The following is a 13812-nucleotide window of genomic DNA, read 5'->3' as shown; positions in this document are numbered from 1 at the left end:
CAGACCGGCAAGGCACGGCGCTCGGGCTTCCGATCGCGGTTTCCTGCAATCAACGGTGGACAGCACGGCCTGATTCTGCTATCAGCCGGCACAATTCGCGGTGCAGGTCACTGCGGAGGCATGCGGCTATGGGCTGCTTGCCTGAGATTTCAAACCCGAAGACAGGATTGCACGTGCAGGTACTCGTCCGCGACAACAACGTTGATCAGGCGCTTCGCGCGCTGAAGAAGAAGATGCAGCGCGAAGGTATTTTCCGCGAAATGAAGATGCGCGGTCACTACGAAAAGCCGTCCGAGAAGCGTGCCCGCGAGAAGGCGGAAGCCGTCCGCCGCGCCCGCAAGCTGGCCCGCAAGCGCGCCCAGCGCGAAGGCCTGCTGCCGATGACCCCGCGCCCGGCTCCGGCTGGTGCTGCCGGCGCATCGCGTTCGCCGCGCTGATACCGTCAATTTTTCGTCCTTTTCGAAGGATACCGAGGGTGGCGCGATGCGGAATCGCCGCCACCTTTTTGTTATTCGAGCCGGTTCGGAGAGGGAACGGACTTGACGGCGCGGCGCCAGTGAGGACTGAGATGAACGCAATTACCGTGGAGCGCAGAACCGCTTTTCGCGGCTTCGCCCTGACGGCGGCCCTGCTTTCGGGCCTGACCCTTGCAGCATGCCAGACGGCCCCGACGGGGGAGTTCAACAGTATCGACAAGGCGCAAGGCTCGACCGAGAACATCTCCTCGCTGTCGGCTGTCATCCAGCGCAATCCTCAGGATCCCGAGGGTTACAATGTGCGCGGCTCGGCCTATGGCCGCGGCGGCCAGTACCAGGCGGCGCTCAAGGATTTCGACACCGCCATCCAGCTCAATCCGAACTTCTATCAGGCCTATTCGAACCGGGCGCTCATCCAGCGTTTCCTGGGCAACCAGCAAGCAGCGCTTGCCGACTATAACCGCTCGATCCAGATCAACGCCAATTACGACGCCGCCTATATCGGCCGCGGCAATCTCTATCGCAAGGCCGGCCGCGTCAACGACGCCTTCAACGATTTCCAGAAGGCGATCCAACTCGACACGACCGACGCCCGCGCCTACCACAATCGCGGCCTGATCTATCAGAGCCAGGGCCAGCATAAGTTCGCCATCGAGGATTTCTCGACCGCCATCTCGCTGGCGCCGGACGCAGCCGAGCCCTACAACGGCCGCGGCCTGTCCTATCTGGCCATGAATGACGAGGACAACGCCTTCGCCGACTTCAACATGGCCATCAAGCTCGACGGCAAGAACGCCGAGGCCTGGGCCAACCAGGCGCTGATCTACGAGCGACGCGGCGACAAGGAAAGGGCGGCCAAGTCCTACCGCGAAGCTGTCCACCTCGACCCGAACTACCAACCCGCCAAGGACGGCCTGTCGCGCACCTCGGCCGGCGCCAGCTGATCGGAAGCTAAGGCCGCCCGGGGGTCCGGTCGCCCGCGATGGGTCTATTGCGGCGCTGACACGCCGATGTGGCCGTTAGTCGCCAACGGCGATGTGTTGGCTCGCCATGCTCGCGCCAAGTTTTGGGCGGAACGCTCCTCGCACCTCGACCGTTTAACCGGGGCCGTTTGTTGCGAAAGGACCTTTCCGATGATCAAGACACTTGCCTGTGCCGCCGCCGCGCTTGCCGCCACGGTCCACGCTTCTCCGGTCAGCGCCGGCACGCTCCGGCTCGGCACGCTCGATTGCACCATCGACGGGGGCACCGGTTACGTCATCACCTCCAACAAGGGCGTGTCCTGCGTCTTCCGCCCCTATCATCACGGCCCGGCCGAGCTATACACGGGCATGATCTCCAAGCTCGGCGTCGATATCGGCCGGACGCATCAAGGTCAGCTTGTCTGGGCGGTTCTCGCCGCCACCCGCCACCATGACTCGGGCGATCTCGCCGGCAGCTATTACGGCGTCAACGCGGAGGCGAGCGTCGTGACCGGTGGCGGCGCCAATCTTTTGGTCGGCGGCCTCGACGGCGCCTTCATGCTCGAGCCGCTGAGCGTCCAGGCGCAGACCGGCGTCAACCTCGCTGTTGCCGTGGCTTCGCTGGACCTCGTCCACTCCTATAAGTGAAATTTCAAATCAGTTAGCACCGATACGGCCCGGGACTCTCGCTCCGGGCCGAATTTTTAGCGCGCTGCTCGCCGATATCCCCGAAAAGCCTCTTGAGCTCAACTGCGCTTGAGGTTCTACAAGCCCTGCCGAACTGGATCTGGCGCTTCGTTCGCAATGCGGATGAGGTTGCGGAAAACAAGCGGGAGATCGACGTGACGGCAGCAGGCGGCGGCAAGGTGGCCGGCAACAAGGTGGACTGGCGAGCGCTGTGGGCAAGCGGCGACCTGGCGCGTTTCTGCTTCGTCAGTCTCGGCATCCTGCTGCATGCCACCAATGAGACTATGGTGGCGACGGTGATGCCGGCCATGGTCGGCGAGCTGGCCGGCGTGCAGCTGGTTGGCTGGTCGCTGGCGATCTATGAGCTCGGCGCCATCGTCGCGGGTGCGGCCGCCGGGCGGCTGGTGAGCTATGTCGCGCTGCGCTCCAACATGATGGTCGCCGCCCTGCTCTACGCGGCAGGCGCGCTGATCTGCGCCACGGCACCCTCCATGCCGTTCTTCCTCGCCGGGCGGCTGGTCGAGGGACTTGGCGGCGGCGCGCTGGTGTCGCTCGCCTTCGTTTCGGTCGAGCGTCTCTTTCCGCGCAACATCTGGCCGCAGCTCTTCGGCATCATGTCGGCGATCTGGGGCGTCGCCGCCTTCAGCGGACCGATGCTCGGCGCTGTTATGACCGAGTTCCTGTCATGGCGCTGGGCCTTTGGCGTCTTCACTGTCGGCGGCGCGGCGATGGCGCTGGCGAGCTTTATCGTGCTGGACACGCCGGAGGCGACGAGGCCGCAGGCGGGCAGCGGCACGGCGCCGCCCTTTCCCTATCCGGCGCTTGCCTGTCTCGCCATCGCCGTCGTGCTGATCGCTGCCGCCGGCATCGACATCGCCCTGCTGCGCTCGTCGCTGCTGCTGGCCGTCGGGCTGATCGGCCTGGCGCTTTTCTTCCGCATCGATGCCCTCAGGCCGCGCTCGCGCCTGTTTCCGGCACCTTTGTTCTCATGGCGCTCGCCGCTTGGCTCAGGCATGACCATGGTTGCGGCCTTCTCGGTAGCGACCTGCACGTTCACCATTTACGGGCCGCTGCTGCTCACCACGCTGCACGGCATTCCGATCCTGACCACCGGCTATATCATCGCCGCCGAATCCATCGCCTGGTCGATCCTGTCGATCCTCATCGCCAATGCGCCGCTGGAACGCGAAAGACTGATCATCGTCGTCGGCGCGCTGATGATCGCCTCCGGTCTTGCCAGTTTCGCCTACGCCATCCCCGCAGGTTCGATCCCGCTGATCCTGCTCTGCGCTCTGCTGCAGGGCGGCGGCTTCGGCGTCTGCTGGCCGTTCTTGACGCGCGTCATCGTCGCTTCGGCCCGCGACGGCGAGCAGACGATCGCTTCCGCCGCCGTGCCGACCATGCAGCGGATCGGCTACGCGGTGGGCGCGGCCCTTGCCGGCATCGTCGCCAACGCCAGCGGCTTCTCGCAAGGCCTCAATCGTGACGCGGCTGCAGGCGTGGCCGGCTGGCTCTTCCTCGCCTTCGTGCCGCTTGGGATCCTCGGCTGCATCGCCGCGCTGCGGATCGCGCTGCCGCCAATGCGACCGCAGGCAGCGGCCAGCTAAACCACTGTCGTTTTCAGCCGCTCGGCAATCGATGCGGCGAGCCGTGTCGCCACCTCGTCCTTGCCCATCTCCGGCCACTCCTCGACGCCCGTGCGCGAGACGATACGCACCTTGTTGCGATCGCCGCCCATAACGCCGGAAGGGCCGATGCCGCTGCCATGCGAGACGTCGTTCGCGACGATGAGATCGGCGCCCTTCTTCCTGAGCTTGGCCTCGGCGTTGCCGATGAGGTCCTGCGTCTCGGCGGCAAAGCCGACGACAAGACCGGGCCTCTGCGCATGATGGCCGACGCCCGCGATGATGTCGGGATTCTCGACCATCTTGAGCGACGGCGGGCCCTTCCCCGCCACCTTCTTGATCTTTTCACCGGCGGCATTCGCGGTGCGCCAGTCGGCGACGGCCGCGACGAAAACAGCCGCGTCCGCCGGCAAAAGGCTCTCGACCGCTTCCTTCATCTCGGCCGCTGTTTCCACATGAGTGGTCTTCACCCCGGCCGGATCGGCGATGTTGACCGGACCGGACACGAGCCGGACATCGGCGCCGAGCTTCGCCAGTGCCGCCGCGATAGCATGGCCCTGCTTGCCGGACGAACGGTTGGCGATGTAGCGCACCGGATCGATCGGCTCATGCGTCGGCCCCGAGGTGACGATGATCTTGCGGCCCGCAAGCGGCTTCGGCTTCTCGCCGAGCATCGCCTCGATCGCGGCCACGATTTCCAGCGGCTCGGCCATGCGGCCTTCGCCCGCCTCGTTGCTTTCCGCCATCTCGCCCTTGGCCGGCCCGACAAAGGCGATGCCATCCTTCTGCAGGGTCGCCCGGTTGCGCCGCGTTGCCGGATGCGACCACATCTTCGGATTCATCGCCGGCGCCATCAGCACTTTCTTGTCGGTCGCAAGCAGCACCGTCGAGGCAAGATCATTGGCATGGCCGTTGGCGAGCTTCGCCATCAGGTCGGCGGTGGCCGGCGCCACGACCAGCAGATCGGCCTCGCGCGACAGCCTTATGTGGCCGACATCGTGCTCGTCATTGCGGTCGAAGAGTTCGGTGAAAACATGGTCGGCCGAAAGCGCGCCGACGGACAGCGTGGTGACGAATTCCTGCGCGGCTGATGTCATTACCACCCGGACAGAAGCGCCGCGCTCGCGCAGGCGCCGGATCAAATCGAGCGATTTATAGGCGGCGATGCCGCCGCCGATGACGAGAAGGACGCGTTTGCCGGAGAGCGTTCCGCGAACTGATGGCCTGCCGGGCATGTCGGCGATAGGCGGTGCTTGCTGGCCGGGGCCGGTCAGCGCACGCAGCGTCTTCTCGATCTGGTCGATGCGGTCGGCCTGCCCTGCCCGGCCCTCAACCGCCGCCCTGATCATCGCCCGGGCCTGCTCCTCCATCGAGCAGCCATTTTCGGCAGCCAATTGGCGCAGCAGGTCCTTAACTCCATCGTCAAGGTTGCGGATCGTGATACTGGCCATCTGATTGCACCCGCCTCAAACTAGCGCCGGCAATGATAGCAATGCAATCAAAACGCAGCAAGGCGGCGGGCGGTCAGAAAATCCGCCACGCGATGTAAATCAGCGTCAGCGCAATGGTCCACAGCGCCACCCGGCCGGAGCGGGTGTGGCGCGCCTCCGCCTTGCCGATCGCGCGCGCGGTCGCCTCGTCGAAGCGCAAGCCATGCTCGGCCATCAGGTCGATCTCACGCGACAGCCGCTCGGTGCGAACCGCAATGTCCGGCGCCTGCCTCGCCAGCGAGATCAAGGCCTTGCCGGCGTCCCGCGCGTCCGAGAGCACGCCGCGCGGGCCGAGATTGCCCGCGATCCAGTCACTGACCACCGGCTCCGAAGTCTTCCACATGTTGAACGCCGGATCGAGCGTGCGGGCCACGCCTTCGACCACCACCATGGTCTTTTGCAAAAGCACCAGCTCGGTCCGCGTCGCCATGTCGAAGAGGTCGGTGACCTCGAACAGCAGCGTCAGAAGCTTGGCCATCGAGATCGTGTCGGCCGACTGGCCGTGGATCGGCTCGCCGATGGCGCGGATCGCCTGCGCGAAGGCCGAGACATTGTGCTGACGCGGCACATAGCCGGCCTCGAAATGCACCTCGGCGACGCGCCGGTAGTCGCGCACGATGAAGCCGTAGAGGATCTCGGCCAGAAAACGCCGCTCCTTCTTGCCGAGTCTGCCGGCGATGCCGAGATCGACGGCAACGATGGTGCCGTCCGGTTCGACGAACAGGTTGCCCGGATGCATGTCGGCATGGAAGAAGCCGTCGCGCAGCGTATGCCTGAGGAAGGACTGGACGAGATTGGCTGCGATCGCCTTGAGGTCGTGACCGGCGGCAGCAAGGCCGGTCAGATCGTTCATCTTGACGCCGTCGATCCACTCCATGGTGATCACGTCTCGGCCGGTCCGCTCCCAATCGACCGCCGGCACGCGGAAGCCCGGATCATCCTTGGTGTTCTCAGCGAGCTCGGAAAACGCGGCCGCTTCGAGCCGCATGTCCATCTCGACCTTGGTGGTCTGCGCCAGCGTCTGGGTCACCTCGATCGGCCGCAGGCGCCGCGAGGAGGGGATGTACTTCTCCTGCAGGCGGGCGGCGAGGAAGTAGCTCTCGAGATCCTGGAAGAAGCGATGGCGCACGCCGGGGCGGATGACCTTCACCGCGACCCGTGAAGCCTTTCCGTCGCGAACGACTTCGGCGCCGTGCACCTGGGCGATCGATGCCGCCGCGACCGGCTCGCCGAAGGTTGCGTAGAGATCCTCGATCCTGCGCCCGAGCGAGGCTTCGATCGCCGCGACCGCTTCCGCCCTCGGAAAGGTGTGCATCTTGTCCTGCAGCAGCGCAAGGTCGACCGCCATGTCGTTGCCGACGACGTCGGGCCGCGTGGCGAGGAACTGGCCGAGCTTCACATAGGATGGCCCCAGCCGCACCACCGCCTGCGCCAGCCGGTCGCCGCGCAGATGGCTTCGGGCGCGGCGGCGAGTGAGCACGCGCGCCAGCCGCCAGCCGAGCTTCGGCATACCGGAAAGCTCTTCGCCGGGCAGCGCCGCGACGACGCCCTCGCGGACCAGCACCCAGCCGGCCCTGGCGAGCCGGAAGCCGGCGCCAACGCTGGTCATCGGACGCCCTGCCTCAAAGCTTCCAGCCCGAATGGAGCGCCGCGATGCCCCCCGAATAGTTGCGGAAAGTAACCCGATCGAAGCCGGCCCGACCAATCATCGCGGCGAAGTTCTGCTGGTTGGGGAACTTGCGGATCGATTCGACCAGATAGGAATAGGGCTCGTCGTCGCCGGTCACCGCCCTGCCGATTTTGGGGATGGCGTTGAACGACCAAGCCTCGTAGGCCTTGTCGAGCAGCGGCATGTCGACCTCGGAAAACTCCAGGCATAGGAAGCGCCCGCCGCGCTTCAGCACACGAAAAGCTTCGCTCAGCGCCACATCGATGCGCGGCACGTTGCGGATGCCGAACGCGATCGTATACGCATCGAACGTGCCGTCCTCGAACGGCAGCGCTTCGGCATTGGCCTCGACGAAATCGGTGTTTTCCGAGAGGCCTTTCTTTTCGGCCCTGTCGCGGCCGACGTCGAGCATCGAGCCGTTGATGTCGAGCACCGTGGCATGCGCATGGCGCTGGCTTGCCTCGATGATGCGAAAGGCGATGTCGCCGGTGCCGCCGGCGACGTCGAGCACCTTCCAGCCCGGCCGCTTCGGGGGGTTGAGCCACGCGACCATCGCGTCCTTCCACAGCCGGTGCAACCCACCCGACATCAGATCGTTCATCAGGTCGTATCGATTGGCCACCTTGTGAAAGACGTCATTGACGAGCGACTGCTTGTCGCCCTCGCCAACCTTCCTGAAACCATAGGAGGTTTCCATGCCGCCCGCGGCCGTGGTTCTCTCAACTGACATTATTTCGATCCGCCATAAAACCGGCGGGACCATAGCCGATCGATGGGGCGGGCGCTATTGTCCAAGGCGCGGTTTTCGGCCGCGCTTTCAGAACGGGTCGGGGAAGAGTTTGCCACGATTTTCCACCCGGAATCGGCGCCACGACAGAAGAATACCGCACGGGATGGCCGCATGATCTTGAAAGCCGAATTGCACTGCCACATCGAAGGGGCAGCGGCGCCCGACCTCGTCGTCAGCCAGGCCCGCAAATACGGCAAGGACCCTTCGCCCTACATCCAGAACGGCTCTTTCGTCTGGCACGATTTCACGTCTTTCCTCGCCGCCTATGATTTTGCTTCCGACCTGTTCCGCACCGAGGAGGATTACGCCCGTCTAACCGATCATTATCTCACCAGCCTCGCCCGCGACGGCGCCATCTATTCCGAGGTCTTCACCTCGCCGGATCACGCGAAAAGGGCCGGGCTTTCGCCCAAGGCCTATACGGACGCGCTGGGCGAAGGCATGGCCCGCGCCAAGGCGAGGACCGGCATCGAGGGGCGCATGATCGTCACCGGCGTACGCCACGTCGGCGTCGAGGCGATCGAGCAGGCGGCGCGCTTTGCGGCGCGCTGCGGCCATCCGCTGGTCACCGGCTTCGGCGTCGCCGGCGACGAGCGCATCGGCGATTTCGAGGACTACGTCCGTGCGTTCGAGATCGCGCGCGAGGCCGGCCTCGGCATCACCATCCACGCCGGAGAATTGATGGGCTGGGAAAGCGTGGCGGCAGCGCTCGACCATATCCGCCCGTCGCGGATCGGCCATGGCGTGCGCGCCATCGAGAACCCGGACCTCGTTCGCCGCATAGCCGCCGAGGGCGTGGTGCTGGAATGCTGCCCCGGCTCCAACATCGCGCTCAAGGTGTTCGATAGTTTCGCCACGCATCCTTTTCCGGCGTTGCGCGCGGCCGGCTGCAAGGTGACGCTCAATTCCGACGACCCGCCCTATTTCTGGACCTCGCTGAAGCGCGAATACGACATCGCCGCCGAGCATTTCGCGATGGACGACAAGGCGCTTATCGCCGTCACCAGGACGGCCATCGAGGCGGCCTTCGTCGACCGGAAGACCAAGGCGATGCTGATGAGCCGGCTCGACCCCAAAGGCCGGTGAATGGTCAATGGTGAATGGTGAATGGTGAATGGTGAATGGTGAATGGTGAATGGTGAATGGTGAATGGTGAACGTTTGCCGGCGGCTTCAGCGTGTCAACCAATCATCGGCCCATCAGGACTCGCAAACCGGCTCACTATTCACTATTCACTACTCACCATTCACTGGAGAAGACCATGCAGGGCGTCACCGTCGTCGACCACCCCCTTGTCCAGCACAAGCTGACCATCATGCGCAAGAAGGAGACCTCGACGGCAGGCTTCCGGCGGCTGCTGCGCGAAATCTCCCTGCTTCTCGGCTACGAGGTGACCCGCAACCTCGAACTGACGACCACCACGATCGAGACCCCGATCGAGGAGATGGAAGCGCCGACGCTGGAGGGCAAGAAGCTGGTTTTCGCCTCCGTGCTGCGGGCCGGCAATGGCCTGCTCGAAGGCCTGCTCGATCTGGTGCCGGCGGCGCGCGTCGCCCATATAGGCCTTTACCGCGACCATGAGACGCTCGAGGCGATCGAATATTTCTTCAAGGCGCCGAGCGACCTTGCCGACCGTCTGGTGATCGTGGTCGATCCGATGCTTGCGACCGCCAATTCCGCGATCGCGGCGATCGACAAGCTGAAGGGGCGCGGCGCCACCAACATCCGCTTCCTTTGCCTGCTTGCGGCGCCCGAAGGCATCGAGCGCTTCACCAAGGCGCATCCGGATGTCCCGATCTTCACCGCTTCGATCGACCGCCAGTTGAACGACAAGGGTTACATCATGCCTGGCCTCGGCGACGCCGGCGACCGCATGTACGGAACCAAGTGAGATCTTTTCTTAACCGGTCGTTTACGAAACGCCGTGGTTCCGGCGCGCGTTAAAGCCGAAGACACCATGTCGGCTTAAGGATCGAACCTTCACGAAGGTCGATCCATGCTGCGCAAGCTTCTTCTCCTTGGCGTCTTTGTCGGAAGCTCGGCATCGATTCCGATCATCTATCAGTCGAACCCGCAGATGGTCGAAACCCTGCTGAGATCGGCGGTTGCTTCGAAGCCGGCGCCGCCTGAGGCTCAGCCGGACGTCAATCTCGCTTCGGTTCCAGCCAGGCCGGCGGCGCCGATGCCGCTCGGCCGCCAGGTGCTGGTCAATGCCGACCAGCGCGGCCATTTCACTTCCGCCTTCAAGTTCAACGGCCGTCAGATAGACGGCATGATCGACACCGGCGCGACGCTCGTCGCGATCAACATATCGACGGCGCGCCGGATCGGCATCTCGCTCAACCAGTCGGATTTCAATCAACAGGTGAACACGGCGAACGGCGCCATCAAGGCCGCCGTGGTCACCGTCGACCGTCTGCAGATCGGCAAGATTTCCCTCGACAACGTCCAGGCGGTGGTGCTCGACGATCGAGCGCTGCAAACCAATCTGATCGGCATGAGCTTCCTGCAGCGGCTGCAGAAATACGAAGTCCAGGACGGCGCGCTGTTGCTCGTTCAATAGGCGCGATTTTACAGAGGCAGTATCCGCCTGAGCACCGTCTTTTCTGCGGTCGGCTTCGAGTGACCGACCGTATAGGCGGCGCGCACCGCGACGGCGGCAGCCTCGGCGTCGGCCTCGGTCCGCGCATGGACCAGCGCCAGCGCCTCGCCCGCATGCACCTCCGCGCCGACCGGCAGCAGTCGGGTGAGGCCAACGGAATGATCGATCTTGTCGTCCGGACGGACGCGCCCGCCGCCCAGCGCAACGACGGCGAGCCCGATGTCGCGCGTCGCGATCCCGGTGACGAAGCCGTCCTCGGCCGCTTTGACCGCCAATTCCACTGCCGCCTTCGGCAGATATTTCTCCGGGTTCTCGACGATGTCGGCGGGTCCGCCGAGCGCCGTCACCATCCGCGCGAACACCGCCGCCGCGCGGCCGCCGGCGAGCGTCTCGGCCGCGCGCCTGATCCCGTCCTGGTTGGACGAGACAACTCCCGCCGATTGCAGCATCTCGGCGGCAAGCGCCAGCGTGACGTCCTCCAGCCGGCGGTCGCGGAACCGGCCGGTGAGAAAGTCGACCGCGTTCTTCACCTCGACCGCATTGCCGGCTGCCGAGGCCAGCGGCTCGTTCATGCCGGTCACCAGTGCCGAAGCGTTCAGGCCGGCGCCATTGGCGACCTCGACCAGGCTGTTCGCAAGTGCGGCCGCATCGCGCGACTTCTCCATGAAGGCGCCGTTGCCGACCTTGACGTCGAGCACAAGCGAGTCGAGCCCGGCGGCAAGCTTCTTCGACAGGATCGAAGCCGTTATCAGCGGCACCGATTCCACTGTGCCCGTCACGTCGCGGATGGCGTAGAGCCGCCGATCGGCCGGCGCCAGGTCGGCGGTCTGGCCGATGATGGCGCAGCCCGTCTCGAGCACCGTCCTGCGGAACCGCGCCAAATCCGGCCGGCTGACGTAACCGGGAATGGCATCCATCTTGTCCAGCGTGCCGCCGGTATGGCCAAGCCCGCGGCCGGAGATCATCGGCACATAAGCGCCGCAGGCCGCGACGATCGGCGCCAGCATCAGCGAGACATTGTCGCCGACGCCGCCCGTCGAATGCTTGTCAGTGACCGGTCCCGGCAAATCGGACCAGTCGAGCACGTCACCGGAATCGCGCATCGCGAGCGTCAGCGCCACTGCTTCCTCGCGACTCATGCCTTTGAGGAACACCGCCATGGCAAAGGCGCCGATCTGGCCCTCCGAGAGCGTGCCGGCCGTGATCCCCTCGATGAAGGTCGCAATCTCGGGCATCGAGAGCTTGTGGCCGTCACGCTTGCGCCGAATGATTTCCTGCGGGAGCATCAGCTTTCCGGCAAACCTTCCTCGAAGACGCGCCGCAGGATCGTCGCCAGCCGCGCGCCGCCGACCGGCGCCATGTCCTTGGTTTCCTGGTGCGAGAGTTCCGCCCCGGTCATGCCTGCCGCAAGGTTGGTGATCACCGAGCAGGCAGCGACCTTGAGGCCGAGGAAGCGGGCCAGGATCACTTCGGGCACGGTCGACATGCCGACCGCGTTGGCGCCCATGACGCGCGCCATGCGGATTTCGGCCGGCGTCTCGAAACATGGTCCGGAAAACCACATGTAGACGCCCTGGTGGAGCGCGGTGCCGGTCTCCTTCGCCGCCGTCTCGATCGCCTTGCGCAAGCCGGCATCATAGGCCTCGGTGAGGCCAACGAAGCGGCGGTCGCTCGGCTCGCCGATCAGCGGATTGGAGCCGGAGAAGTTGATGTGATCGGTGATCATCATCACCGAGCCCGGTCCCATCTCGGAATCGACCGAGCCGGCGGCGTTGGTGAGGATGAGATGCGAGATGCCGATGCCGGCAAGCACCTCGAGCGCCGGGCGCATCGCGGCGGCATTGCCGTGCTCGTAATAGTGCGCGCGCCCGGAAAGCATCAGCACCGGCGTGCCGGCGAAACGCCCTGCCACCACCTCGCCGGCGTGGCCGGAGACGCCACTGCGCGGGAAGCCCGGCAATTCGGCATAGGGGATGCGCCTTGCGTCCTCCACCTGGTCGACCAGCCCACCAAGGCCGGAGCCCAGCACAAGCGCCGCGGTCGGGGCCAGCCCGTCCAGTTTCTCGACCAGATGATCCAGCGCCTCCTTCATTTCAGGATATCGCCCCTGAAGCCGTAAGGCAGCATGTCGCCCATGGTGACCGTCTCGACCACGCCGGTGTTGTCGCAGAGATAGAGTTTCGTCTCCGGCCGGCAGAATTCCGCCAGCCGCTGCCGGCAGCCGCCGCAGGGCGAGCATTTGGCCATGCGCTCGGCGATCACCGCGATCTCGGTGATCTTGCCGCCGCCGCCCATGATGTAGTGGCCGAGCGCGGTGGTCTCGGCACACCAGCCTTCCGGATAGGACGCCACCTCGATGTTGGCGCCGGTGAAGACGCGACCGTCCTCGGTGCGCAGCGCGGCGCCTACGGGAAACTTGGAATAGGGCGCATAGGCCTTGGCCATCGCCGTCCTGGCCGCTTCGAACAGATCATGCGACATTTCCTTTTTCTCTCCCACGATCTTGTTCAAATTGCCGGTTGCCGAGACTGCCCGAGCCTCAGCGTTCCTTGACATAGGGCACGCCGCCGGCGCGCGGCGGTATCGCCTTGCCGATGAAGCCGGCGAGCAGGATGACAGTGAGTACATAGGGCAGCGCCTGCATGAACTGCACCGGCACTTTGCCCAGGATCGGCAGCGGCGAGCCCTGCAAGCGGATCGATGCCGCGTCGAGGAAGCCGAACAGCAGGCAGGCGAACATCGCGTTGACCGGCTTCCATTTGGCGAAGATCAGCGCGGCAAGCGCGATATAGCCCTTGCCCGCGGTCATGTCCTTCACGAAGCCGCCATTCTGGACCATGGAGAGATATGCGCCGGCGACGCCGGTAAGGATACCGGTGCAGATCAGCGCCCGGTAGCGCAGCCAGGCGACCGAGATGCCGGCGGTGTCGACGGCGGCCGGGTTTTCGCCCACGGCGCGCATCCGGAGACCGAAGCGGGTGCGGAACAGCACCCACCAGGTGAACGGCACCATCGCGAAGGCGAAGTAGACCAGGATCGAATGCCCGGAGATCAGCTCGGCATAAACGGGCCCGAGGATCGGCACGTTGCGAACGGCTTCGGCGCCCGGCCACACGATCGCCTCGAAGCGCTCGCCCGGCTGCAGCGCCGGCGTGCGGCCGCCCTGCTCGAACCAGGCCTGGCCGAGGATGATGGTCGAACCGGCGGCGACGAAGTTGATGGCGACTCCGGAGACGATCTGGTTGCCGCGATGCGTGATCGAGGCGAAACCGTGCACCATGGCGAAGGCGACCGAGATCAGGACGGCGGTGCCGAGACCGAAAAAGGCCGAATGGAAGACCGATGCCGCTGCAGCGCCGGCGAAGGCGCCGACCAGCATCTTGCCTTCGAGACCGATATCGAAGATGCCGGCCCGCTCTGAATAGAGGCCGGCAAGACAGGCAAGCAGCAGCGGCACCGACAGGCGGATGGTGGAATCCAGGACCTGGACGATCGCGTTGAAACTGTCCAT

At 65.1% G+C, this 13812-nt stretch carries 14 protein-coding genes; 7 read left to right on the top strand and 7 right to left on the bottom strand.

What is annotated here, in order from left to right; translation table 11 throughout:
* The first annotated feature begins 173 nt into the window (after positions 1 to 173).
* From rpsU to P9217_RS14035, 4 genes are all read left to right on the top strand, one after another.
* Positions 174 to 437, top strand: a complete 264-nt coding sequence (rpsU, locus tag P9217_RS14050) for a 30S ribosomal protein S21 (RefSeq protein ID WP_040969057.1) — start codon at positions 174 to 176, stop codon at positions 435 to 437.
* Positions 438 to 568: 131 nt separating this feature from the next.
* Complete coding sequence (locus P9217_RS14045; protein WP_095826741.1) at positions 569 to 1420, top strand: tetratricopeptide repeat protein; 852 nt, start codon at positions 569 to 571, stop codon at positions 1418 to 1420.
* A 189-nt stretch (positions 1421 to 1609) separates the two neighbouring features.
* Positions 1610 to 2086, top strand: a complete 477-nt coding sequence (locus P9217_RS14040) for a DUF992 domain-containing protein (RefSeq protein WP_278087088.1) — start codon at positions 1610 to 1612, stop codon at positions 2084 to 2086.
* 194 nt (positions 2087 to 2280) lie between these two features.
* Entirely contained in the window at positions 2281 to 3732 is a 1452-nt protein-coding gene (locus P9217_RS14035; RefSeq protein ID WP_278088292.1) for an MFS transporter, read from the top strand.
* Here the strand turns inward: P9217_RS14035 and coaBC are convergent.
* From coaBC to ubiE, 3 genes are all read right to left on the bottom strand, one after another.
* Positions 3729 to 5201: a bifunctional phosphopantothenoylcysteine decarboxylase/phosphopantothenate--cysteine ligase CoaBC gene (gene coaBC / locus P9217_RS14030; RefSeq protein WP_278087087.1), complete on the bottom strand. Its 1473-nt coding sequence runs from the start codon at positions 5199 to 5201 to the stop codon at positions 3729 to 3731. The two genes, P9217_RS14035 and coaBC, sit on opposite strands and share 4 nt — an antisense overlap.
* 73 nt (positions 5202 to 5274) lie before the next feature.
* Complete coding sequence (ubiB, locus tag P9217_RS14025) at positions 5275 to 6849, bottom strand: 2-polyprenylphenol 6-hydroxylase (RefSeq protein ID WP_095781082.1); 1575 nt, start codon at positions 6847 to 6849, stop codon at positions 5275 to 5277.
* 13 nt (positions 6850 to 6862) lie between these two features.
* Entirely contained in the window at positions 6863 to 7639 is a 777-nt protein-coding gene (gene ubiE / locus P9217_RS14020; protein ID WP_127325050.1) for a bifunctional demethylmenaquinone methyltransferase/2-methoxy-6-polyprenyl-1,4-benzoquinol methylase UbiE, read from the bottom strand.
* Between the two features lie 171 nt (positions 7640 to 7810).
* Here ubiE and P9217_RS14015 point away from each other — a divergent pair, with 171 nt between their 5' ends.
* From P9217_RS14015 to P9217_RS14005, 3 genes are all read left to right on the top strand, one after another.
* Complete coding sequence (locus P9217_RS14015; protein ID WP_095800650.1) at positions 7811 to 8785, top strand: adenosine deaminase; 975 nt, start codon at positions 7811 to 7813, stop codon at positions 8783 to 8785.
* Positions 8786 to 8960: 175 nt separating this feature from the next.
* Positions 8961 to 9590: a uracil phosphoribosyltransferase gene (upp, locus tag P9217_RS14010; RefSeq protein ID WP_067002624.1), complete on the top strand. Its 630-nt coding sequence runs from the start codon at positions 8961 to 8963 to the stop codon at positions 9588 to 9590.
* Positions 9591 to 9695: 105 nt separating this feature from the next.
* On the top strand, positions 9696 to 10262 hold the full coding sequence (locus tag P9217_RS14005; protein WP_278087086.1) for a TIGR02281 family clan AA aspartic protease: 567 nt from the start codon (positions 9696 to 9698) through the stop codon (positions 10260 to 10262).
* Between the two features lie 8 nt (positions 10263 to 10270).
* On the opposite strand, the gene deoA is transcribed toward P9217_RS14005, so the two are convergent.
* From deoA to P9217_RS13985, 4 genes are read right to left on the bottom strand one after another with little or no spacing between them, the layout of a single operon-like run.
* Entirely contained in the window at positions 10271 to 11587 is a 1317-nt protein-coding gene (deoA, locus tag P9217_RS14000; protein ID WP_278087085.1) for a thymidine phosphorylase, read from the bottom strand.
* Positions 11587 to 12393 (bottom strand): purine-nucleoside phosphorylase, encoded by an 807-nt coding sequence (locus P9217_RS13995; RefSeq protein WP_095778797.1) that lies wholly within the window; start codon positions 12391 to 12393, stop codon positions 11587 to 11589. Before P9217_RS13995 ends, deoA begins: the two co-directional genes overlap by 1 nt.
* The gene (gene cdd, locus P9217_RS13990) at positions 12390 to 12782 is read right to left on the bottom strand and encodes a cytidine deaminase (RefSeq protein ID WP_067325754.1); all 393 of its coding nucleotides are present in this window, start codon (positions 12780 to 12782) and stop codon (positions 12390 to 12392) included. Before cdd ends, P9217_RS13995 begins: the two co-directional genes overlap by 4 nt.
* Before the next feature lie 58 nt (positions 12783 to 12840).
* The gene (locus tag P9217_RS13985; RefSeq protein WP_067325751.1) at positions 12841 to 13812 is read right to left on the bottom strand and encodes an ABC transporter permease; all 972 of its coding nucleotides are present in this window, start codon (positions 13810 to 13812) and stop codon (positions 12841 to 12843) included.

Source organism: Mesorhizobium sp. WSM4989, assembly GCF_029625795.1.
GTDB lineage: Bacteria > Pseudomonadota > Alphaproteobacteria > Rhizobiales > Rhizobiaceae > Mesorhizobium.
Note: the sequence above shows the minus strand (reverse complement) of the source record. Positions and strands in the feature narration are given on the sequence as shown.

What these genes read in the sequence shown, in the direction of transcription:
- P9217_RS14045 (WP_095826741.1), top strand. Translation starts at nt 569, where the DNA reads ATGAACGCAATTACCGTGGAGCGCAGAACCGCTTTTCGCGGCTTCGCC.
- P9217_RS14040 (WP_278087088.1), top strand. Translation starts at nt 1,610, where the DNA reads ATGATCAAGACACTTGCCTGTGCCGCCGCCGCGCTTGCCGCCACGGTC.
- coaBC (WP_278087087.1), bottom strand. Translation starts at nt 5,201, where the DNA reads ATGGCCAGTATCACGATCCGCAACCTTGACGATGGAGTTAAGGACCTG.
- ubiB (WP_095781082.1), bottom strand. Translation starts at nt 6,849, where the DNA reads ATGACCAGCGTTGGCGCCGGCTTCCGGCTCGCCAGGGCCGGCTGGGTG.
- ubiE (WP_127325050.1), bottom strand. Translation starts at nt 7,639, where the DNA reads ATGTCAGTTGAGAGAACCACGGCCGCGGGCGGCATGGAAACCTCCTAT.
- P9217_RS14015 (WP_095800650.1), top strand. Translation starts at nt 7,811, where the DNA reads ATGATCTTGAAAGCCGAATTGCACTGCCACATCGAAGGGGCAGCGGCG.
- upp (WP_067002624.1), top strand. Translation starts at nt 8,961, where the DNA reads ATGCAGGGCGTCACCGTCGTCGACCACCCCCTTGTCCAGCACAAGCTG.
- P9217_RS14005 (WP_278087086.1), top strand. Translation starts at nt 9,696, where the DNA reads ATGCTGCGCAAGCTTCTTCTCCTTGGCGTCTTTGTCGGAAGCTCGGCA.
- deoA (WP_278087085.1), bottom strand. Translation starts at nt 11,587, where the DNA reads ATGCTCCCGCAGGAAATCATTCGGCGCAAGCGTGACGGCCACAAGCTC.
- P9217_RS13995 (WP_095778797.1), bottom strand. Translation starts at nt 12,393, where the DNA reads ATGAAGGAGGCGCTGGATCATCTGGTCGAGAAACTGGACGGGCTGGCC.
- cdd (WP_067325754.1), bottom strand. Translation starts at nt 12,782, where the DNA reads ATGTCGCATGATCTGTTCGAAGCGGCCAGGACGGCGATGGCCAAGGCC.
- P9217_RS13985 (WP_067325751.1), bottom strand. Translation starts at nt 13,812, where the DNA reads ATGGACAGTTTCAACGCGATCGTCCAGGTCCTGGATTCCACCATCCGC.